Genomic DNA, 20,641 nt, shown 5'->3' with positions numbered 1-20,641 from the left:
CCTTCTGGAGTGAGCCACATGACCACAGCCAGCCCAGCGCAACCGAATCCGGCACGGCGACGCTTTCTCATTCTTGCCGGCAAAACGACGGTGGCCGGCATCGCCGCGGCGGCAACCGGCCTTCCCGGCTGCAACCGCATGCCGCTGCAACATTTTCACGGTACGGTGGATGGCCGTTTCGACCTCGGCCCGCGCACCACGCCCAAACTGAACAACTGGCAGGATCTCTACCGCCAGCGCTGGACCTGGGACAAGGTGGCCAAAGGTTCGCACGGCTGGGCCAACTGCCGCTCGGCCTGCGAGTGGGATCTCTACGTCAAGGACGGCGTGGTGGTGCGCGAGGAGCAATCCGCCACCTACGAGGCTTCGGAACCGGGCATTCCCGACTTCAATCCGCGCGGCTGCCAGAAGGGTGCGTGTTATACGGAAGTGATGTACGGGCCGTCGCGCACCACCGTGCCGCTGAAGCGCGTCGGCCCGCGTGGTTCCGGCAAGTGGGAAAAAATTTCCTGGGAACAGGCGCTGAGGGAAATTGCCGTCAAGACCGTCGATGCCGCCGAAAAATGGGGCACCGACACGATCTATCAGGATCTCGGCCCCAATTTCGATTTCGGCCCGAGCACCGGCGGCCGCTTCAAGTTCCAGTTCCAGGTCGGCGGCCTGTTCGCCGACAACTGGGCCGAGATCGGCGATCTTAACATCGGCGCCAACATCGCGCTGGGCGCGGCCCACGTCGGCGGCTCCTCGGACGAATGGTTTCTCTCCGACTTCATCGTGGTCTGGATGATGAATCCTTCGGTGACCCAGATTCCAGATGCGCACTTTCTCTATGAAGCGCGCTACAACGGTACCGAACTGTGCGTCGTCGATCCGCAGTATTCGGCTACGGCAATCCATGCCGACCAGTGGCTGCCGCTCGAATCCGGCACCGATGCGGCGCTGGGCCTGGCCGTCGCCCGCCACTTGTTCGAGGTAAATGCCATCGACCTGCCCTACGTGCGCGAGCAGACCGACCTGCCGCTGCTGGCCCGCCTGGATACCGGCCGCTTCCTGCGCGAGGAAGATCTCAAGGACGGTGGCAGTCCGGATCAGCTCTACATGTGGCATCCGCAGCAAAACGCGCCGGTGCCTGCGCCGGGCTGCACCGGCAACCATACGCGCAAGCTGACGCTGGATTTCGAGCCGCCGATCGACGGCCAGTGGACGATCAAGCTCAAGGATGGCGAGGAAGTCGCCGTGGTGCCCATCGGCGCCATGCTCAAGGAACACCTGGAACCCTGGACCTTCGAGCACGCCGCGCAGATCACCGGCCTGCACGTCGACCAGATCAGCAAGTTCGCCGAAGGCTGGGCCAGGGCCGAGCGGCCGATGGTGCTCTCGTCATGGGGCTCGAACCGCTATGTCCATTCCGACCTGATGAACCGCTCCAAGCTGCTGTGCCTGATGCTCAAGGGCGCGCTCGGCAAGAAGGGCGCGGGCTACCAGTCCTGCGGCTGGGTCGATCTCGACGGCTTCGGCAACGTCGTGCAGATGGAGAAGGAAGGTCTCACCGGGCGCATCGGCGCAATGTTCAACGCGCTGTCGCCGAAGGAATTGTTCGATGCCATTCTCGACATCGCCATGCGGCGCAAGACCGAAGCCGAAGTCGCGCTCGAAGGCGAACGCAATTATCTGACCAAGAAACTTTGCTATTCGGACGTGGTGAACACCAATTTCACCTCGCCCGAATACCGCGCCGCGCTCGACCGCGAAGAGCGCGACATGTTCCCGCGCTCACTGGAAAGCTACTACCAGGAAGCGAAACGGAAGCAGTGGTCGCCCGGCCTGCCGCGCAAGTCCACGCCGAAGATTTTCTTCACCGGCGGCTCCAATCTCCTGCGCCGCAACAACCTGCCGCAATACCTGAAGGCGCATGTCTGGGACGACATGGAGTGCATCGTCGACATCAACCCGAAATACGCCTACACCGGCACCCAGGCCGACTACATCCTGCCGGCGGCCGGCTGGTACGAGAAGACCGGCATCAAGTACACCATGTCCTACATTCCCTACCTGCACTACTGCGATGCGGCCGTGCCGCCGCTGGCCGAATCAAAGGGCGAGTGGGAAATCTTCTGGCTGCTGACGCAGGAGATGGAACGCTACGCCAGGGAGAAGAACCAGCCCGTGCTCGACGGCTGCGGACGCGGCGAAATCGACCTGAAGACGCTGCATCGCCGCTACACCAACCAGGGCGCGCTCGGTCAGCACGACGAAGACAAGGTGATGGCCGAAATCCTCAAGAGCAGTGCCACCAAGGGCATGACCATCGAAGGACTCAGGCAGACCGGCATCGCCAAGTACACCGCCACCGGCAACGACGTCCAGGTGACCGCCCTGCACAACCCGGACTGGAAGGGCGAAGGCGTGCTCACCACGCTGACCCGCTTCACGATGCGCAAGGAACCCTGGCCGACCTACAGCGGCCGCATCACCAGCTTTCTCGATCACCCGTGGTTCATCGAGATGCGCGAACAGTTTCCCATCCACAAGGACAGTCCCAGGGCCGGCGGCGACTATCCGTTCATCTTCGTCAGTTGCCATGCGCGCTGGTCGATCCACTCGACCTGGCGCGATACGCCGATGATGCTGCGCCTGCAGCGCGGCGAGCCGCTGGTGTATCTGAATCCCACCGATGCCGCGAAGATCGGCGTCAAGGATTTCGAATACGTCGAGATCTACAACAACTACGGCTCGATCCGCATGCGCCTGAAAGTCACGGCGATGGTGCGTCCGGGCGTGGCCTACTACTACCACGCCTGGGAACCGCACCAGTTCCCGAATCACGAGTCCTACAAGAACCTGATCCCAGGTCTCGTCAAGCCGCTGCACATGGCCGGCGACTATGGCCAGATCAATCAAGGCATGAATCACTGGCAACCCGGCAGCGCGGTGCAGGACACGCGCATCGGCATCCGCCCATGGCACGGCCAGGAGACGAAAGTCCGTCCCGTAGCGAAACAGGCCACAGTTGCGCCGCAACCGCAGGCATGACAGGAAAGCGCACATGAGCACACAGCTTCCCGCCTTCACCCAACGCCAAGTATCGATGGTGCTGGATTTGAACAAATGCCTGGGCTGCCACACGTGCAGCATCGCCTGCAAGAAGATGTGGAACACGGATCCGGGCACGGACTACACCTACTGGAACAACGTCGAGACCATGCCCGGGAAAGGCTACCCGGCGAACTACCCGCAGATCGGCGGGCGCACCGAGACGGGCAAAGTCAAGCGCGGCCAGATTCCCAACATGGACACCGGCTACGGCCGCTCCTGGAGCTTCAACCACAAGGACGTCCTGGCCTCCACCGGGCAGCCGGTCAAGCTCTGGATCAAGCCCAAGGAAGAAGTCAAATGGGGCCCGAACTTCGACGAAGACGAAGGCACGGGCCACTACCCGCAGGACAACCACTACTTCTACCTGCCGCGGCTGTGCAACCACTGCACCCACCCGGCCTGCCTGGACGCCTGCCCGCGCGGCGCGATCGAAAAGCGCGAGCACGACGGCATCGTCCTGGTCAACCAGGATCGCTGCCACGGCTACCGCTTCTGCGTCGAAGCCTGCCCATACAAAAAGGTGTACTTCGACCACGTGCGCCAGGTCTCGGCCAAATGCATCTTCTGCGCGCCGCGCGTCGAAGAAGGCGTGGCACCGGCCTGCGCGCGCCAATGTCCGGGCCGCCTGCGCTTCGTGGGCTACCGCGACGACCAGGACGGGCCGATCTGGAAACTGGTCGAAAAATACCAGGTCGCGCTGCCGCTGCACGGCGAATGGGGCCTGGGGCCGAACGTCTTCTACGTCCCGCCGATGAGCCCGTCGAAAATGGACGATCGTGGGCGTCCGACGGGCGAACCGCGCATCCCGCTGGCCTACCTGGAATCGCTGTTCGGCCCGCGCGTCAAGGACGTGCTGAATCTGCTGCACGCGGAGCGTGACAAAAAGAAGCGCGGGGAAAAGAGCGAACTGATGGATCTCTTGATCGCCTACAACTGGAACGACAACTTCAAGCTGGAGCCGCAGCAACGCGAAGTCTTCGGCGAGCGCCACTGAACCGAGCGGGAAAGAAGCCATGAAGAAGACAGTAACCCTGATAGCGGCCCCGACGGCGATCCAGCCGGGTGGCTACATCGCCAAGGCCTACGAGGATCGGACGGTACCGGGACTAGGCCAGGCCGAGCTGGAAATCGAAGCCAAGGGCCAGGGCTGGCAAATCACGCTCTCCTGGGCCTGCCCGGCGCCGGTGAAGAGCATCGCCCGGGAGACCGACAAGTTTCTGGATGCCTGCGCCCTGCTGGTGCCGGCGACGGAGAATGCGCAGTGGATCACCATGGGTTCAAAGGAGGATCCGGTCGAAGGCGTACTGTGGAAGGCCGACCGGGAAAAGCCCCTGCGGATGCAGGCCGAAGGCCTAGGCACCATGATCCGCAGCGAAGCGCCGGCGGACTGGACGGTTGCTGCCGAACACGCCAACGGCCGCTGGACGGTGCGTTTCGAGATCGGCGCGTGGCCGGTGCTCACTCAATTCAAGCAACTGGGCTTCGCCATCTGGCTGGGCGAACGCCAGGATCGTGCCGGCCTGAAGTCCGTCAGCCCGGGGTGGTTGGCGGCGGTTTGAGACGCCATGCCTGCCGCTCATTCCTGATCCCCACGCTTCACTGAAAGGAAGACCATGAACCTGCAACGATTCACCGACAAGGTCGTGCTCGTCACCGGCGCCGCTTCCGGCATCGGCCTCGGCACGACCGAACGCCTGGCGCGCGAAGGCGCGCGCGTGCTGGCCTGCGACATCAACGCCACGCTGCTGCGCGACGAGACCGACCGTCTGGCGCAGCAAGGGCTGGACGTCACCGCGCAGGTGCTCGACGTCACCGACGCCGCTTCCTGCGAGGCCGCCGTCGCCGAGGCCGTCGCCAGATTCAGCAAGCTCGACGCGCTCTGCAACATCGCCGGCACGCTGCTCAACAAGCGCTTCGCTGAAATCAGCGAAGCCGAATGGCAGCGCCAGATGGCGATCAACGTCACCGGCATTTTCTCGCTGTGCCACGCAGCGATGCCGCATCTGCTGGCGAGCCGGGGCAACATCGTGAATTGCGCCTCGATCGCCGGCATCATCGGCGTGCCCTACGGCACCGCCTATTCGGCAAGCAAGGGCGCGGTGATCATGTTCTCTCGGGCGCTGGCCGTCGAATACGCCGGCCAGGGCGTGCGCGTCAATGCGATCTGCCCCGGCGCCGTGGCAACGCCGCTGTCCCAGAACACCATCCTGCCCGACGATGCCGACTTCAACCTGGTCGGCAAGCTGCTGCCGCTGCTGCCCGTGATGGGCCAACCCGAGGACATCGCGGCGGGTATTGCCTTCCTCGCCTCCGATGACGCGCGCTTCATGACCGGCGCGGCGCTGGTCATGGACGGCGGCCAGACCGCCCTGTAACGGGCAATCGCGTGAACCCAAAAAGTCCGGGCGTGACGATAATGCTCCGTTTCGCCACCATTCCGGAGTCTTCACCATGAGCAAAGCCAAGACCTTCAACCTCGCCGATCTATTCAGCGTCGTCGTCGAGGCGGTACCCGAGCGCGAGGCCATCGTCTGCGGCACGCGCCGCCTGACCTATCGCCAGCTCGACGACCGCGCCACAGGCCTTGCCCGCTGGCTGCGCGCCAAGGGCATCCAGGCCGGCGATACCGTCGGCATCCATGCCTACAACTGCAACGAGTTCGTCGAAGCCTGCTTCGCCGCCTTCAAGCTCAAGGCGATTCCGGTCAATGTCAATTACCGCTACACCAGCGAGGAGCTGCGCTATCTCTACGACAACGCCGAACTGAAGGCGCTGATCTACGAAGCCGAACTCGAAACGCAGAACCTCGGCGCCCTCTCCGCCGCGCCGGGCCTGCGCGCCATCGCGCGCCTCAACGGCAGCGGCCAGCCGGGCATCAAAGACGCCGTCGACTACGAACAGGCGATCACGGCGGTCAGCGCGGCCAACGCCTCGCTCGACGACATCCCGCTGTCCGACGACGACCAGATGCTGCTCTACACCGGCGGCACCACCGGCATGCCCAAGGGCGTGATCTGGCCGCACAAGGCGCTGTTCTACGCCGGCTTCGGCGGCGGCGGCGGCTTCAGTCCGAGCGGCCCGATCAAGGCGCCCCACGAACTCGTCGACCGCATCAACGAAGGCATGCAGATCCGCCTGATGCCGACCGCCCCGCTGATGCACGGCGCCGGCCTGTGGGCCACGCTGATCGGCCTCTACGGCGGCAACACCGTGTATCTCGATCCGCTCCCCGGCTTCGATGCCGAGCGCGCGCTCGATACCGCCGCCACCGAGCAGGTCAACGTCATGACCATCGTCGGCGATGCGATGGGCATTCCGCTGGTCGACGCGCTGAAGGCCAACCCGGGACGCTGGGATCTTTCCAGCCTGATGGCGATCTCCTCGGCCAGCGCGCTGTTCTCCGAGCACATCCAGCAGGCCATGCGCGAGCTGATCTCGCCCTACATTCGCCTGGTGAACAGCATGGGCTCGTCGGAAACCGGCCAGGCCGGCGTCAGCCTCGAAGCGCCGAAGGAAGGGCTGATCCAGCTCACCCGCAACGAAACCTGCGACGTCGCCGTGCTCGACGGCCCCGTCCAGCGCTTCGCCCAGCCGGGTGAGCGCGGCATCCTAGTGCGCATGGGCTACCTGCCGGTCGGCTATTTCAAGGATCCGGTCAAGACGGCCGCCACCTTCGCCACCATCGAAGGCAAGCGCTGCTCGATCAGCGGCGACATCGCCCGCCTCAACGAAGACGGCACCATCACCGTATTCGGCCGCGACTCGCAGTGCATCAACACCGGCGGCGAGAAGGTATTCACCGAAGAAGTCGAGCAGGCCATCCGCTCGCATCCCGACGTCATCGACGCGGTGGTCGTCGGCGTGGCCGACGAACGCTGGGGCCAGCGGGTCGTCGGCGTCGTCGCCCTGCGCGAAGGCGGCGCGCGGGACGGCGAAGCGATCCGCGCCCACGTGCGCCAGCATCTGGCCGGCTACAAGGTGCCCAAGGACATCGTCTTCGTCGATGCGGTCAAGCGCACGCCGGTCGGCAAGGCCGACTACGTCTGGGCCAAGGACACGGCCCAGCAGACCCTGAAACAATGAACGAACGAGGGCATGCCATGAGCACCGCAACGCCGATCGAACATCTCGCCCCCCTGCTCGCCGCGCAGAAGGCGGCGCGTCTCGCGGAAGGCGCGGTCGGCGCCGGGGTGCGCCGCGCGCGCATCCAGCGCGTCATCGACATGCTCGTCAAGTACCGCGACCCGATCTGCGAGGCCGCGCACGCCGACTTCGGCAACCGCTCGCGCACGATCACGCTGATGTTCGACGTACTCGGCTCGCTCGGCTCGCTGAAGGCGGCGCGCGACGACTTCGAGCCGTGGATGAAGGCGCAGAAGCGCAAGGGCGCGATTCCCTTCAACTGGTTCGGCGCGCGCGGCGTCGTCGAATACCACCCGAAGGGCGTCGTCGGCATCATGGGCACCTGGAACTATCCAGTATTCACCCTGCTGGCGCCGCTGGCCTACGTGCTCGCCGCCGGCAACCGCGCCATCCTCAAACCTTCCGAGCTGACGCCGCGCATTGCCGAGGTGATGGCGACCGCCGTGCGCGAGTTCTTCAAGCCGGTGGAAATCGTCGTCGTCACCGGCGGCGCCGAACTCGGCCAGGCCTTCGCCGCGCAGCCCTTCGACCACCTCGTGCTGACCGGCGGCACCAGCGTCGGCAAGGCCGTGATGCGCGCCGCCGCCGACAACCTGACGCCGCTGACGCTGGAGCTCGGCGGCAAGTCGCCGGTCATCGTCAGCCGCAGCGCCGATCTGGCAATGACCGCCGAGCGCGTGATGATCGCCAAGGGCGCCGGCAGCGGCCAGGTCTGCGTCAATGCCGACGTCGTGTATGTGCCGAAGGAGCACGTCGACACGTTGATCGGCCTGATGAAGCAAAGCTTCGAGCGGCTCTATCCGGGCAGCTACGAGAACAATCCCGACTGGGTGACCATCATCAACGAGCGTCACTGCGCGCGCGTCGACAGCTACGTGAGCGAAGCGGCAGCGCGCGGCGCGCGCGTCGAGACCTTCGGCGGCCCCTACCGTGGCCCGCAGCAGAAGCGCCTGCCGCTGCGCCTCGTCATCGATCCGCCGCGCGACACGGCGATCATGCAGAACGAAATCTTCGGCCCGGCGATGGTGGTGCTGCCCTACGAGCGGCTCGACGACGTGATCGCCGACATCAACGGCCGGCCGCGGCCGCTGGCGCTCTACTACTTCGGCAAGGACAAGGCCGAGGAACGCAAGGTGCTAGACCACACGATCTCGGGCGGCGTCTGCATCAACGAGCTGCTGATGCACGCCGCGCTGACCGATGCGCCCTTCGGCGGCATCGGCGCCTCGGGCATGGGCCACTACCACGGCCGCGAAGGCTTCCTCGAATTCAGCCATGCCCGCACCATCTACCGCGCCGGCTGGTGGGATCCGCGCCGCGCCTTCGGCATGCTGCCGCCGCTGACCCAAAAGACCGAGCGGATGATGGAAAAGGCAGTGAAACCCTGAACGCGGCGAACCATCATCACCACCATCACCATCAGCAACGCCAGGCGCTTCATGGCGCGGATTCACCGGGCCGCTTGCTGCGCCATCCAGCGCCGGTATTTGCGCGCTCCGCGAACGGCATGGAGCTGATCCAGGATCAGCGCCCACAACGGCGATACCTTCGGATCGGTCTTGCGCCCGCGGCTCAGGCGGCATAACTGAAACCTGACGACGGCCATGACGGCCATCGAGCCGAGCACCTTGTTCTTCCAGCGGATCGGGCGCAGGACTGGAACGCTCTCCTTGCCGTCGCGCCATTCGTTCGGCAAGTGGGGATCGATCGCCAGCGCCGTGCCCATGCCCGCAATGGCGATGCCGCCGTCGATGACTTGTTCGGCCACGGCCTTGCGGCGAATGCCGCCGGTGACCATCAATGGCATTTTTGCCACGCCGGCCATGTCGCGCGCGAACTCCAGGAAGTAGGCTTCGCGCGCCAACGTGCGGCCATCGCGGGCTTCGCCTTGCATGGCGGGAGCTTCGTAGCTGCCGCCCGATAATTCAACGAGATCGACCAGACCGTTGAGTTGTTGCACGACGTACTTGGCATCGTCGGGACTGAAACCACCGCGCTGGAAATCCGCGGAGTTCAGTTTGACCGCAACGACGAACTGCGGCGAAACGGCTTCGCGCACCGCCCGCGCGACCTCCAGCAGCAGACGGGCGCGGTTCTCGACGGCGCCGCCCCAGGCATCGCCACGCTGATTGGTCAGCGGAGAAAGAAACTGGCTCAACAGGTAACCGTGCGCCGCATGAATCTGCACCCCGGTAAATCCGGCCTGCTCGGCCAGTCGCGCCGTGCGGGCAAAACGCTGGACGACTTCCGCAATAGCCGTGGGCGACATCTCTCCAGGCACCCGGAACTGATTCGACAGCTTGCCCATGTCCAGTGCCACCGATGACGGCGCCCAGGTTTCCTGCCCCAAGATCGCAGGCATCTGCCGGCCGGGATGGCTGATCTGCATCCAGACTTGCGCGCCATGCGAGCGCGCGACCCCGGCCCATTGCCGGAAGCCGGCCAGGTGTCGATCGTTCTCCAGAACGACGCATTCCGGTCCGGTCATGGCGCGGCGATCCACCATGACGTTTCCGGTGATCATCAATCCGGCGCCGCCCTCGGCCCAGGTCTGGTACAGGCGTATCAGCGCCGCCGACGGCGCATGGTCGTCATCGGACATGCTTTCTTCCATGGCCGCCTTGCCAAGGCGATTCGGCACGATCGCTCCATTCGGCAGCGTGAGTGGGGTGAATAGCTTCATGTACTTTTCTCGCTTCTCGCTTCTCGCTTCTCGTTTCTCGATCCAAGCCAGTACTGGCCCGGGTTGTTGGGAGAGGGGTTCGCCGATGGCATCTGCGGACGGACGCACGTTTGACCTCCCGCAAAGGCTAAGATTAAAGTCAGCTTCAATGTCAAGCAGAAAAGAAGGAGCAAGAAAATCAAGATCGGTGAATTGGCGAAACGCTGCGGGCTGGCGCCATCCCGCATCCGCTTCTATGAGTCGCAGGGCTTGCTGCAAGCGGTTTCGCGGCAGACCAACGGCTATCGCGAGTATCCCGAAGAGGCCTTGCTGTCGCTGCAGATCATCGTCAGCGCGCAGAATGCGGGCTTCACCCTGGATGAGATTCGCAGCCTGGTTCCTGCGGATCTGACGAGCTGGAAGCACGACGAATTGATCGTCGGCCTGGAACGAAAAATAGCCCAGATCGAAGCCCTGGAAGCGCGGCTGGCACAAAACAGGGCGAACCTCCAGGCCTTGATCGAAGATGTCAGAAACAAGCCGGAAAACATGGATTGCGCGGAAAACGCGAAACGCTTGATGAAGCGCGCGCGTTAATGGCCAGACAGGCCATCGGCCGTCACGGCGAGCGCATCGCCATCGCCGCCGCCCAGCGCCAGCATCACCTGCGCGCTGTCGAGGTAGCGCTGCCCCAGCGCCCGCTGCTGCGCGAGCCTTGCCAGGCGCTGGTTGCGTTCGGCGGCCAGCACCTGGCGTCGGCTCGCCTGCCCTTCGCGCTGGCTGCGCCGCATCAGTTCGAGTTGCTCGCTGCTGGCGGCGCATGCCGCATCCAGCGCGGCCAGCCTCTGAGTGCCGTAGTCGAGCGACTGCAACGCATCCGCGACCTGTCCGAACGCGGCCAGCACCGTCTGCTGGTAGCGCGCGGCACTGGCCCGCAGCCCCATCGCGCTGGCCTGGTGCTGGGCGCGGCGGCGCCCGCCATCGAACAGCGGCGCGACGAGTTCTCCGGCCAGAGACCAGGCGCTGGCGCCAGCGGAAAACAGTTTGCCGGGAGAAGCTGCCTGCTGACCATAGCCGGCGCTCAAGGTGATGCGCGGATAGAGATTCGCCCGCGCGATGCCAACGGCCGCCAGCGCCTCGCGCAGTTCGGCTTCCGCGGCGCGGATGTCGGGACGGCGCTGCGCCAGTTCGGAAGGCAGCGATAAGGGCAGCCGGCGCGGCAGCGTCAGTTGCGCGAGGCCGATGTCCGGCAGCGCGGCATCGGCCGGCGCTTCGCCGAGCAGGACGGCCAGCGCGTCGAGATCGAGGGCGAGCTCCTGACGCAAATCCGGCAGCCGCGCCGCATCGGCGGCGAGCATGCCTTCCGCGGCGGCGACGTCCAGGCGCGTCAACCCACCGGCGGCCAGACCGGCGTTCGCCAGCGCGATTTCCTCCCGGTCGAGCTCGATGAGTCCTTCGACGAGGGCGATTTCATCGCGCAGCGCAGCGCTGCGCAGCAACCGCGTGACCGTGTTGCCGCTCACGGCCAATGCGGCCGCCCGCAACTGCTGACGCTCGCGCTCGGCAAAGGCCAACTGGCGCTCGACGGCATGATCGACGCCGCCGCCGAGATCCAGCGCATAGCGCACACGCGGGCCGACGCTGACGTAGCCGAACGGTGGCCGTGGCGGCGTACCGCCGAGTGCTTGCGCGCCGTAGCGTTCGCGGCCGGCGCCGGCGGCCAGATCGACCTCGGGCGCATGCAGGCCGCGTTCCGCCGTCACCAGTTCCTCGGCCTGAGCCAGGGTGTGCCGCGCGGCATTGAGCGAACGGTTGCGTGCCAACGCGCGCCGCACCAGCGCATCGATGTCAGCCGAGCCGAAGACTGACCACCAGGCATCCTCCAGCGCAGCGCCGACGACCACCTGCTGTTTACCTGCAAGCAGCTCATCGTCCGCATCGCCTTCCAGGCCGAGCGCTTGCGCGATATAGCGCGAGGGCACGACCTGTCCGCGCAGTTCCGCCGCATCGGGATGCTCCCCGCCGTTGCCCGGCAGTGCCGCGCAACCCGACAGCAGCAAGCCGGCCAGCACGCTCCAGCGACACCCCATCATTTGCCTCCTCCCGTCGCCGGCTTCGGCGCCGCATGCACGGGCTTGAGGAGCACCACCAGCGGCACGAGGCACAGCGACAACACCATCAGGAACACGAAGTCGTTGTTGTAGGCCACCATCGCCGCCTGCGCCGTGACGAGCTCGTTCAGCCGCATCAGCGACTCGCCGTCGCCGAGCATGCCGGGCGTGAGGCCATTGAGTTCGGTGCCGTAGGGATGGATGTGCTCGCCGAGGCGGGCATGCATGATCTGGGTATTGCGTATCAGCAGGGCGACGACCAGCGAGATGCCGATGCTGCTGCCCAGATTGCGCAACAGGCTGAACATCGCGGTACCCTCGTCGCGCAGTTGCGGCGGCAGCGTGGCGAAGGCCAGCACCGCCAGCGGCGCATACGAAAATCCGATGCCAAATCCTTGCAGGATGCCCGACCAGAGGATGAGACTGGCGTCCATCTGCAGCGTCAGTCCGCTCATCAGCCACAGGGAGAACGCATTGACCAGCAGACCGAAGGCGATGACCAGCCGGGGATCGACGCGGCCCGCGAGGCTGCCGACGATGAAGCTCGCCGCCATGGTGCCCAGGCCGCGCGGCGCCAGCACCAGCCCGGAGTCGAACACGGGATGATTGAGGAAGACCTGCAACAGCGGCGGCAGCAGGGCCAGCGTGGCGAACAGGCCGATGCCGACGACGAAGATGAAGACGTTGCCGGCGACGAAGTTGCGATCGCGGAACAGCGCCGGGCTGATGAATTTGGCCTTGTCGCCCGTCAGCATGTGCACGATGAACAGGTAGAACGCGAGGCCGGCCAGCAGCGCCTCGATGCGGATTTCCGGCGAGGCGAACCAGTCCTCGCCCTGGCCGCGGTCGAGCATCAACTGCAGCGCCGCCACCGCCACGCTGATCGTGACGAAGCCGAAGAAATCGAAGCTGGTCCGGCGCAGCGGCGTTTCGCGCATGAACGCCATCAGGCCGAGCACGCAGGCGATGCCGAAGGGGACATTGATGTAGAACACCCAGCGCCAACTATAGTCCTCGGTAAGCCAGCCGCCCAGCATGGGGCCGACGATCGGCCCGACCACCACCCCCATCATCCACATCGCCATGGTGCGGGCATGCTGCGCCGGCGGCGTGATGTCGAGCAGCGTGGCCTGCGACATCGGCGACAGCGCGGCGCCGGACAGCCCTTGCAGCAGCCGGGCGATGACGATTTCGGGGAGCGTTTGCGCCATGCCGCAAAACGCCGATGCCAGGGTGAAACCGCCGATCGAGAAGAGGAACAGGCGCTTGCGCCCGATGCGCCCGGCCAGCCAGCCGCTCAGAGGCATCATGATCGCCGAGGCGACGATGTAGGAGGTCAGCACCCACGACATCTGATCCTGCGTCGCCGACAACGCGCCCTGCATGTGCGGCAGGGCGACGACGGCGATCGTCATGTCCAGCGCCTGCATCAGCGAGGCAAGCATCACCAGCGTGGTGATCGCCCAGCGATGCGGCGCCTCGGCGCCCGGCGCTGCCTTCTCCGACGAAGCCGAATCCAAATCCGAAACCGAAACCGAAACTGTCTCCGCCGCCACGCGCTCACCCGCCCCGCTTGTCCGCGCCGGCGGTGGCCGGCGTACTGCCGGTGTCGATGCTGACCTCGGCGCTCAAGCCGCGATGCAGGGGCACCTCGGGATCGAGCCGATCGAGCTCGATGCGCACCGGCACGCGCTGCACCACCTTGACCCAGTTGCCGGTGGCATTCTCCGGCGGCAGAACGGAAAACTGCGATCCCGTACCCGGCGTGATGCTGGCCAGCCTGCCGGTCAACGCGCGATCGCGGCGGGCGTCGATGCGCACCGTCGCCGCCTGGCCCGGACGCATGCGGGCGATCTGGTCTTCCTTGAAGTTCGCCTCGATCCATACGTCGTGTCTCGAAATCAACGCGAACAGCGGCACGCCGGCATTGACATGGCTGCCGACCTGCACCGCCGGCACCCGCGTCACCACGCCATCCGCGGGCGCATGGACGGCCGTGTAGGAAAGATCGAGCTGCGCGCGTTCAAGTTGCGCCCGCGCCTGCTGCACGTCGGGATGCCGATCCGCAGGTATGTCGGGATTGCCGGCCAGCTTCGCCAGCACCGCGGCGAGTTGCTGACGCGCCCCGGTCAGCCGGCTGCGCGCCTCTGTGGCCGCCTGCTGCGTCTGGTCGACCTGCGCCTGCGCCGCCACGCCGCCGGCGGCCAGGCGCTGCTGGCGCTCATGCTCGTCCTGATGATATTTCAAGGCATCCTCGGCAGCCGTCACATCGGCCTGGCGCTGACGAAACTGGGCCTTGAGCGTATCCACTTCGAGACGAGCCGCGGCCAGGCGAGCCACGGCCGCCTCGACGGCGATCCGGTACGGCGCGGCATCGAGACGCAGCAGCAGATCGCCGCGACGCACTTCCTGGTTGTCGCGCACCGCCACTTCCGCGACCCGCCCGCCGATCTCGGCGCTGATGGCGATGCGCGCGGCCTGCACGTAGGCGTTATCGGTCGTCTCGACATGCGCATTGGCGAAATGGGCATAGGCGGCGATCGCCGCCGCAACGCCCACCCCAAGCAGCATCAAGCTCAGGCGCAGCCGCAAGCGCCCGCGTTTCGCGGCTGCCGAGAGCTCGCCCGGCTGCCCTTCCCTGCTTTCATCCATCGTCGTCATGTGAATTCACTCACCGCGCTCGTTGGCGCAAGAACACTGCAACAAAATAATATTCAGATACGTCAATTATGCCCTGAATTGACGCAACTGCAAATTTATTTGCGTGCCCTCCGGTGAAGGGAGGCGGCTATAATCGCCGCCAGCAGATCCCGCAAGTCACCAGGTATTCGGCATGCGCCGCAGCGCAAAGACGACAGCCACTCCACACGACGGCACCGCCCCGGCCAAGCCCGCCCAACCGCGCAAATCCGCCGTCAGGAAGGCGCGGCGACCCGGCCGTCCGCCCGGCAAGACGCGCGACGCCCAGCTCGGCATCATCCTCGCGGTGGCGCGCAGGCACTTCGCCGAACGCGGCTACGAATCGACGACCTTCAAGGACATCGGCCTCGACGCCGGCATGACGCGCACCGCGCTCTACTCGTATTTCGACACCAAGGCCGCGCTCTACCTGGCGACGCTGAAGGACATCCACAACGAGTTCCTGCCCGACTTCATGAAGACCATGGCGGAATGCAAGACGCTGCGCGAACGCTTCAAGCGCATCGTCATGAGCTCCTGCGCGGCGCACGCGCGCGACAGCAACATCACCGGATTCCTTTTCGCCATGCCGCTCGAAATGCGCCGTCATCCCGAACTCGTCGAAGTGCTGCGCGAGCGGAACACCATTGCCTACCGGGCGATGGCGGCGATCTTCGAGGAAGCGCGCGCCAATGGCGAGATTCGCAGCAAGGCGAGCACCGTCGATCTGGTCGCCGCCTTCTTCGGCGGCGCGATCGGCGTCGGCCTGCTCCACTACGGCGCGCAGGCGTACAGCGCGCAGCCGCCGTCGCTGACCAGGCTCATGTCGGTGTTCGTCACCATGAGCGAAGGCAAGATCTTCGCGCCCAGCAAGCCCGCCTCCGCCGCCAGCGCGACCTGAGCCTGGCCCGCGCGGCAGCGCGGGCGGTAAAATTCCCGCTTCCACTCCCCCTCGTCCTTCACCTCACTCCGTCCGCACCGTCCCCATGACCCGCGAAAAACTCCCGCCCTCCGTCAAGGCCGACATCCTCGCCGAAGCTCTGCCCTACATCAAGCGCTTCCACGGCCGCACCATCGTCATCAAGTATGGCGGCAACGCCATGACCGACGAGCATCTCAAGCACTGCTTCGCGCGCGACGTGGTGCTGCTCAAGCTGGTCGGCATGAATCCCGTGGTAGTGCACGGCGGCGGCCCGCAGATCGACGAGATGCTCAAGCGCGTCGGCAAGAAAGGCGAATTCATCCAGGGCATGCGCATCACCGATCCCGAAACCATGGCCGTGGTGGAGATGGTGCTGGGCGGCCAGGTCAACAAGGAGATCGTCAATCTGATCAACCAGCACGGCGGCAAGGCGGTCGGCCTGACCGGCAAGGATGGCGGCTTCATCCGCGCGCAGAAACTGCTGATGCCCAACAAGGATCGGCCCGCCGAACTCATCGACATCGGCCAGGTGGGCGACATCACCGCCATTGATCCCTCGTTGATCGCCCTGCTCGACAGCGGCGCCTTCATCCCGGTGATCGCGCCGATCGGCGTCGGCGCCGAGGGCGAAACCTACAACATCAATGCCGACGTGGTCGCCGGCAAGATCGCCGAAGTGCTCAAGGCGGAGAAACTGATCCTGCTCACCAATACGCCCGGCGTGCTCGACGAAAACAACCAGTTGCTCACCGGCATCACGCCCAGGGACATCGACGCGATGGTCGCCAGCGGCACGCTCTCCGGCGGCATGCTGCCGAAGATCGGCTCGGCGCTGGATGCCGCGCGCAAGGGCGTGAAGAGCGTGCACATCATCGACGGCCGCGTCGAGCATGCGCTGTTGCTGGAAATCCTCACCGACGCGGGCGTCGGCACGCTGATCAAGAATCAATAGCGCCGGAACGATTGCACGCACCCATGCGCGGACGCACCTGGCTGTTCGATCTCGACAACACGCTGCACGACGCCTCGCCGCACATCTTCCCGCATATCCACCGCGACATGACGGCCTATGTCGCGCGCACGCTGCAACTGTCCGACGCCGAAGCCGACCGCCTGCGCATCACTTACTGGCATCGCTACGGCGCAACGCTGACCGGCATGATGCTGCATCACGGCACCGACCCGCATCATTTTCTCCGGCATACCCACCAGTTTCCCGAGCTCGAACGCATGGTGGTGTTCGAGCGCAGCCTGAAGGGCATGCTGCGCCGCCTGCCGGGGCGCAAGATCCTGTTCACCAATGCGCCGCAGCACTATGCGGAAGCAGTATTGGCAATCATGGGCGTTGCGCAGTTCTTCGATGCGATCTATGCCATCGAGCACCTGCGCTTCCGCCCCAAGCCGGAAGTGCGGAGTTTTCTGCGCCTGCTGAAGATCGAGAGTCTGGCCGCGGAACGCTGCGTGATGATCGAGGACAGCGCGGAAAACCTGCGTACCGCCAAGTCGCTCGGCATGCAGACCGTGCTGGTGAATACGGCGCATCGGCAGACCCGGGCAACCCCCGCCTGGGTCGACCTGCGACTAAAATCCGTGCTGGAACTGCCGCGCCGCCTGGGCCGGCTTCGTTGATCCGGACATTCAACCCAAAACGATATCCAAGGAAAATTCATGGCCAGCAAACCGGGCGAGCGCAAACACCAGATCCTGCAAGTCATCGCGGAAATGCTGCAGGATCCGGCCGGCGAGAAAATCACCACCGCCGCCCTGGCCAAACGTCTCGACGTTTCCGAAGCCGCGCTCTACCGTCACTTCGCCAGCAAGGCGCAGATGTTCGAGGGACTGATCGAGTTCATCGAATCGGGATTGTTCACCGTCATCAACCGGATCGCCGCCGAAGAAGACCATGGCCTGCGCCAGGCGCAGATGATCATGTCGCTGCTGCTGGGCTTCGCCGAAAAGAATCGCGGCCTCACCCGCGTACTGATCGGCGATGCCCTGGTCAATGAAAACGCGCGCTTGCAGGCGCGCATCAACCAGGTTCTCGACCGCGTCGAAGCCTCGCTGAAGCAGTCGCTGCGCGTTGCCGTCAGCCAGGGCGCGCTGCCCACCGGACACGACGTCGCGGCCCACGCCAACATCCTGCGCTGCCATGCGCTGGGACGCTGGCATCAGTTCGTCAAAAGCGGATTCAAGGTCGCGCCGCTGGAGAACTGGCCGCAGCAATCGCCGCTGCTGATCTGAGCGGCCGGGCCGCCGTCCCGCCACCCCCCCGTTCACTACTCGCGCCGCAGTACCTCGGCGGCTTCAAGCGCGAAATAGCTCAGGATGCCATCGGCGCCGGCGCGCTTGAACGACAGCAAGGCTTCCATCATGGTCGCTTCACCGTCCAGCCAGCCGTTCTGCGCGGCGGCCTTGAGCATGGCGTATTCGCCGCTGACCTGGTAGGCATAGGTCGGCACGCCGAACTCGTCCTTCACGCGGCGCACGATGTCGAGGTAGGGCATGCCCGGCTTGACCATCACCATGTCGGCGCCCTCCTCGATGTCCATGGCGACTTCGCGCAGCGCCTCGTCGGTATTGGCCGGATCCATCTGATAGGTGTATTTGTTGCCCGCGCCGAGATTGCCGGCCGAGCCGACGGCATCGCGGAAAGGCCCATAGAACGACGAAGCATATTTCGCCGAGTAGGCGAGGATGCGCGTGTGGATCTGCCGGTGCGCATCGAGCTCGGCGCGGATGCGCGCGATGCGGCCGTCCATCATGTCGGAAGGCGCGACCACGTCGGCGCCGGCCTGGGACTGGCACAGCGCCTGTTTGGCCAGCGCTTCCAGCGTCTCGTCGTTGAGCACGTAGCCACGCGGATCGTCGGGGTCGATCAGGCCGTCCTGGCCATGGCTGGTGTAGGGGTCGAGGGCGACGTCGCAGATCACGCCGAGCTCGGGCAGCTCGCGCTTCAACGCCTGCACCGTGCGCGCCACCAGGCCATCGGGATTCCACGCTTCCTCGGCGCCCGGCGACTTGAGGCCGGCATCGATCACCGGGAACAGCGCCAGCGCCGGGATGCCCAGCTTCAGCGCACGTTCGGCGACCGGCAGCAGCCGGTCCAGCGTCATGCGCTCGATGCCGGGCATGGAAGGAACGGCCTCGCTGCGGCTGGCGCCGTCGAGGACGAATACCGGATAGATCAGGTCGTCGGCCGTCAGGACATGCTCGCGCATCAAGCGGCGTGAAAAATCATCGCGGCGCATCCGGCGCATCCGGATGTTCGGAAACAATCCCTTTGCAATCATTGCACTAACCTTGTTCAAAAATATCTCTGGAACTTTTTCCGGTAACCATCGTCCTACCTGACGATGGTTGCTACCGTCCCCGCTCCCTCCTTGGGCGGGTCATCTGGTTCCATTCTAGCGAATCAGATCAATGGCTCCCGGTTTTTCCCCTTTGACCGGGAGCCATTTCTTTTTCCCCCGCTTGATTCTCCTGCGAACGCCACAGGCGCTGCAGCCGCGGCATCCATGGCGCCTTCATCTGCCGGCGGATCCTGCCGATCGGGATTGCCGAAGCCATCCTCCAGCCAGGCACCAACCACTGTCTCGGCTTCCTCGATGCCGGTTTTCTTCAGGCTGGAAAACAACTGGACGCTGATCTGTCCGCCGTAGATTTCCAGTGCCGCCCGCACCTCACGCAGGGTTTTGGCGGATTCCTGGCGCGTCAGCTTGTCCGCCTTGCTCAACAGGATATGGATGGGATTGGCCGTCGGCGCAAACCAGTCGATCATCTGCAAATCGAGTTCGGTCAGCGGCCGGCGCGCATCCATGATCATCACCAGGCCGATCAGGTTCTCCCTTTTCTTGAGGTAGTGTTCGAGCAGGCCGGCCCAACTGCGGCGTATGGCCTCGGGCACCGCCGCATAGCCGTAGCCGGGCAAGTCGACCAGACGCACGCCATTCGGCAAACGGAAAAAATTGATCAGTTGGGTACGCCCCGGCGTCTTGCTGACGAAAGCCAGCCGCGTGTGGCCGGCCAGGGTATTCAGCGCACTCGACTTGCCGGCATTGGAACGGCCGACGAAAGCGATTTCCGGCGCATCCGCCAGGGCCGGCGGCAAGCCACACGGTTTGGCGACGGATGTCTCGAAAACGGCATGGCGAAACAGGTTGGATGAAGGCATGACAGCAAGCCGCGCATGAGGCGCAAAGGATACGCAGGGGGTACGCAGGGAAAACCTGAGCAGACAAGATGGTATAGAATATCAGGGTTTAGCAATTCAAGATTCGAGGAATTCCACGATGAAACGCCTTTCGTTGCTGATGGCTGTTGCTGCCATGCTTCTTGCTGCCCTGCCGGGCTCTGCCGCCGCGCAGGCCGCCGCCAAGTCCAAGGCCGATCCGGCCAAGGGCAAGGAGATCGTGGCCTCCGTCTGCCTCGCCTGCCACAGCATCGACGGCAACAGCGAGATGTCGGCAAACCCCAAGCTTGCCGGTCAGCATGCCGAATATCTTTTCAAGCAGATGAAGGAATTCAAGAGCGTGGATGGCGCTGCGCCGATCCGCGTCAATGCCATCATGAACGGCATGATCGCCGCTTACGATGAAGCGCAGATGCGCGACATCGCCGCCTATTTCGCCTCCCAGCGCCTGAAGCCGGAAACCGCCCGGAACCGCGACACCATCGAGCTCGGCCAGCGCATCTATCGCGCTGGCGACGCCAGCAAGGGCCTGCCTGCCTGCAGCGGCTGCCATGGTCCCACCGGCGCAGGCATGCCCGCCCAATACCCGCGCATCGCCGGCCAGTTTGCCGACTATCTCGAAGCCCAGTTGCGCAATTTCCGCACCGGCGCGGAAGCGGCCGAACCTTCCGACGAGGCCCGCACCAACGATCCGGAAAAAATGATGCGCATGATTGCAATCAAGATGACCGACAAGGAAATCAAGGCGGTCGCCGATTACATCGCCGGATTGCGCTGAAAATACTCTGAATACTTTCTGCGTTTCACACGCAGGCGAGGGGCGGTGACAACCGCCCTTT

At 64.9% G+C, this 20,641-nt stretch carries 18 protein-coding genes; 12 read left to right on the top strand and 6 right to left on the bottom strand.

Annotated features, from left to right (window positions below):
* The first annotated feature begins 18 nt into the window (after window positions 1–18).
* From SDENCHOL_RS05955 to SDENCHOL_RS05930, 6 genes are all read left to right on the top strand, one after another.
* Entirely contained in the window at window positions 19–3,033 is a 3,015-nt protein-coding gene (locus tag SDENCHOL_RS05955) for a molybdopterin-dependent oxidoreductase (RefSeq protein ID WP_154716405.1), read from the top strand.
* Between the two features lie 13 nt (window positions 3,034–3,046).
* On the top strand, window positions 3,047–4,090 hold the full coding sequence (locus SDENCHOL_RS05950) for a 4Fe-4S dicluster domain-containing protein (protein ID WP_154716404.1): 1,044 nt from the start codon (window positions 3,047–3,049) through the stop codon (window positions 4,088–4,090).
* 19 nt (window positions 4,091–4,109) lie between these two features.
* Window positions 4,110–4,655: a hypothetical protein gene (locus tag SDENCHOL_RS05945; protein WP_154716403.1), complete on the top strand. Its 546-nt coding sequence runs from the start codon at window positions 4,110–4,112 to the stop codon at window positions 4,653–4,655.
* A gap of 54 nt (window positions 4,656–4,709) precedes the next feature.
* Entirely contained in the window at window positions 4,710–5,471 is a 762-nt protein-coding gene (locus tag SDENCHOL_RS05940; RefSeq protein WP_197706856.1) for an SDR family NAD(P)-dependent oxidoreductase, read from the top strand.
* Between the two features lie 76 nt (window positions 5,472–5,547).
* Entirely contained in the window at window positions 5,548–7,179 is a 1,632-nt protein-coding gene (locus SDENCHOL_RS05935; RefSeq protein WP_154716402.1) for an acyl-CoA synthetase, read from the top strand.
* Window positions 7,180–7,196: 17 nt separating this feature from the next.
* Complete coding sequence (locus SDENCHOL_RS05930; protein WP_154716401.1) at window positions 7,197–8,627, top strand: coniferyl aldehyde dehydrogenase; 1,431 nt, start codon at window positions 7,197–7,199, stop codon at window positions 8,625–8,627.
* Window positions 8,628–8,689: 62 nt separating this feature from the next.
* Here the strand turns inward: SDENCHOL_RS05930 and SDENCHOL_RS05925 are convergent, their stop codons facing one another.
* Window positions 8,690–10,180 (bottom strand): NADH:flavin oxidoreductase/NADH oxidase family protein, encoded by a 1,491-nt coding sequence (locus tag SDENCHOL_RS05925; protein ID WP_197706855.1) that lies wholly within the window; start codon window positions 10,178–10,180, stop codon window positions 8,690–8,692.
* On the opposite strand from SDENCHOL_RS05925, the gene SDENCHOL_RS05920 reads away from it, so the two are divergent.
* Entirely contained in the window at window positions 10,115–10,498 is a 384-nt protein-coding gene (locus tag SDENCHOL_RS05920) for a MerR family DNA-binding protein (protein WP_197706854.1), read from the top strand. The genes SDENCHOL_RS05925 and SDENCHOL_RS05920 overlap by 66 nt on opposite strands.
* Here the strand turns inward: SDENCHOL_RS05920 and SDENCHOL_RS05915 are convergent.
* The 3 genes from SDENCHOL_RS05915 to SDENCHOL_RS05905 are packed head-to-tail and all read right to left on the bottom strand — an operon-like array spanning window position 10,495 to window position 14,673.
* Window positions 10,495–11,991: an efflux transporter outer membrane subunit gene (locus SDENCHOL_RS05915; RefSeq protein ID WP_172955010.1), complete on the bottom strand. Its 1,497-nt coding sequence runs from the start codon at window positions 11,989–11,991 to the stop codon at window positions 10,495–10,497. The genes SDENCHOL_RS05920 and SDENCHOL_RS05915 overlap by 4 nt on opposite strands.
* On the bottom strand, window positions 11,991–13,532 hold the full coding sequence (locus SDENCHOL_RS05910) for a DHA2 family efflux MFS transporter permease subunit (protein WP_197706853.1): 1,542 nt from the start codon (window positions 13,530–13,532) through the stop codon (window positions 11,991–11,993). The genes SDENCHOL_RS05915 and SDENCHOL_RS05910 overlap by 1 nt, the downstream gene beginning before the upstream one ends.
* A gap of 40 nt (window positions 13,533–13,572) precedes the next feature.
* A complete protein-coding gene (locus SDENCHOL_RS05905) occupies window positions 13,573–14,673 on the bottom strand; it encodes an HlyD family secretion protein (protein WP_154716398.1) in 1,101 nt (366 codons plus the stop codon).
* Between the two features lie 172 nt (window positions 14,674–14,845).
* On the opposite strand from SDENCHOL_RS05905, the gene SDENCHOL_RS05900 reads away from it, so the two are divergent.
* The 4 genes from SDENCHOL_RS05900 (at window position 14,846) to slmA (ending at window position 17,854) form a co-directional block, all read left to right on the top strand.
* Window positions 14,846–15,592, top strand: coding sequence for a TetR/AcrR family transcriptional regulator (locus tag SDENCHOL_RS05900; protein ID WP_154716397.1), 747 nt, complete (start codon window positions 14,846–14,848; stop codon window positions 15,590–15,592).
* A gap of 85 nt (window positions 15,593–15,677) precedes the next feature.
* Window positions 15,678–16,565: an acetylglutamate kinase gene (argB, locus tag SDENCHOL_RS05895; protein WP_154716396.1), complete on the top strand. Its 888-nt coding sequence runs from the start codon at window positions 15,678–15,680 to the stop codon at window positions 16,563–16,565.
* Between the two features lie 23 nt (window positions 16,566–16,588).
* The gene (locus SDENCHOL_RS05890) at window positions 16,589–17,242 is read left to right on the top strand and encodes a pyrimidine 5'-nucleotidase (protein WP_154716395.1); all 654 of its coding nucleotides are present in this window, start codon (window positions 16,589–16,591) and stop codon (window positions 17,240–17,242) included.
* A gap of 39 nt (window positions 17,243–17,281) precedes the next feature.
* Complete coding sequence (gene slmA / locus SDENCHOL_RS05885; protein WP_154716394.1) at window positions 17,282–17,854, top strand: nucleoid occlusion factor SlmA; 573 nt, start codon at window positions 17,282–17,284, stop codon at window positions 17,852–17,854.
* Between the two features lie 35 nt (window positions 17,855–17,889).
* On the opposite strand, the gene hemB is transcribed toward slmA, so the two are convergent.
* Window positions 17,890–18,903: a porphobilinogen synthase gene (hemB, locus tag SDENCHOL_RS05880; protein ID WP_231912918.1), complete on the bottom strand. Its 1,014-nt coding sequence runs from the start codon at window positions 18,901–18,903 to the stop codon at window positions 17,890–17,892.
* A 122-nt stretch (window positions 18,904–19,025) separates the two neighbouring features.
* A complete protein-coding gene (yihA, locus tag SDENCHOL_RS05875; protein WP_154716393.1) occupies window positions 19,026–19,784 on the bottom strand; it encodes a ribosome biogenesis GTP-binding protein YihA/YsxC in 759 nt (252 codons plus the stop codon).
* Window positions 19,785–19,902: 118 nt separating this feature from the next.
* Here yihA and SDENCHOL_RS05870 point away from each other — a divergent pair, with 118 nt between their 5' ends.
* The gene (locus tag SDENCHOL_RS05870; protein WP_197706852.1) at window positions 19,903–20,580 is read left to right on the top strand and encodes a c-type cytochrome; all 678 of its coding nucleotides are present in this window, start codon (window positions 19,903–19,905) and stop codon (window positions 20,578–20,580) included.
* Window positions 20,581–20,641 lie beyond the last annotated feature (61 nt).

The sequence above is a fragment of the Sterolibacterium denitrificans genome, from assembly GCF_900174485.1.
GTDB classification, from domain to species: domain Bacteria; phylum Pseudomonadota; class Gammaproteobacteria; order Burkholderiales; family Rhodocyclaceae; genus Sterolibacterium; species Sterolibacterium denitrificans.
The sequence above is the reverse complement of the archived record's forward strand: the minus strand, read 5'-3'. Positions and strand labels throughout refer to the sequence as shown.

Coding starts and splice junctions, on each gene's coding strand:
- SDENCHOL_RS05905 (WP_154716398.1), bottom strand. CDS start 14,673: ATGACGACGATGGATGAAAGCAGGGAAGGGCAGCCGGGCGAGCTCTCG.
- SDENCHOL_RS05950 (WP_154716404.1), top strand. CDS start 3,047: ATGAGCACACAGCTTCCCGCCTTCACCCAACGCCAAGTATCGATGGTG.
- SDENCHOL_RS05890 (WP_154716395.1), top strand. CDS start 16,589: ATGCGCGGACGCACCTGGCTGTTCGATCTCGACAACACGCTGCACGAC.
- argB (WP_154716396.1), top strand. CDS start 15,678: ATGACCCGCGAAAAACTCCCGCCCTCCGTCAAGGCCGACATCCTCGCC.
- SDENCHOL_RS05955 (WP_154716405.1), top strand. CDS start 19: ATGACCACAGCCAGCCCAGCGCAACCGAATCCGGCACGGCGACGCTTT.
- yihA (WP_154716393.1), bottom strand. CDS start 19,784: ATGCCTTCATCCAACCTGTTTCGCCATGCCGTTTTCGAGACATCCGTC.
- SDENCHOL_RS05930 (WP_154716401.1), top strand. CDS start 7,197: ATGAGCACCGCAACGCCGATCGAACATCTCGCCCCCCTGCTCGCCGCG.
- SDENCHOL_RS05915 (WP_172955010.1), bottom strand. CDS start 11,991: ATGGGGTGTCGCTGGAGCGTGCTGGCCGGCTTGCTGCTGTCGGGTTGC.
- hemB (WP_231912918.1), bottom strand. CDS start 18,903: ATGATTGCAAAGGGATTGTTTCCGAACATCCGGATGCGCCGGATGCGC.
- SDENCHOL_RS05870 (WP_197706852.1), top strand. CDS start 19,903: ATGAAACGCCTTTCGTTGCTGATGGCTGTTGCTGCCATGCTTCTTGCT.
- SDENCHOL_RS05940 (WP_197706856.1), top strand. CDS start 4,710: ATGAACCTGCAACGATTCACCGACAAGGTCGTGCTCGTCACCGGCGCC.
- SDENCHOL_RS05945 (WP_154716403.1), top strand. CDS start 4,110: ATGAAGAAGACAGTAACCCTGATAGCGGCCCCGACGGCGATCCAGCCG.
- SDENCHOL_RS05935 (WP_154716402.1), top strand. CDS start 5,548: ATGAGCAAAGCCAAGACCTTCAACCTCGCCGATCTATTCAGCGTCGTC.
- SDENCHOL_RS05900 (WP_154716397.1), top strand. CDS start 14,846: ATGCGCCGCAGCGCAAAGACGACAGCCACTCCACACGACGGCACCGCC.
- slmA (WP_154716394.1), top strand. CDS start 17,282: ATGGCCAGCAAACCGGGCGAGCGCAAACACCAGATCCTGCAAGTCATC.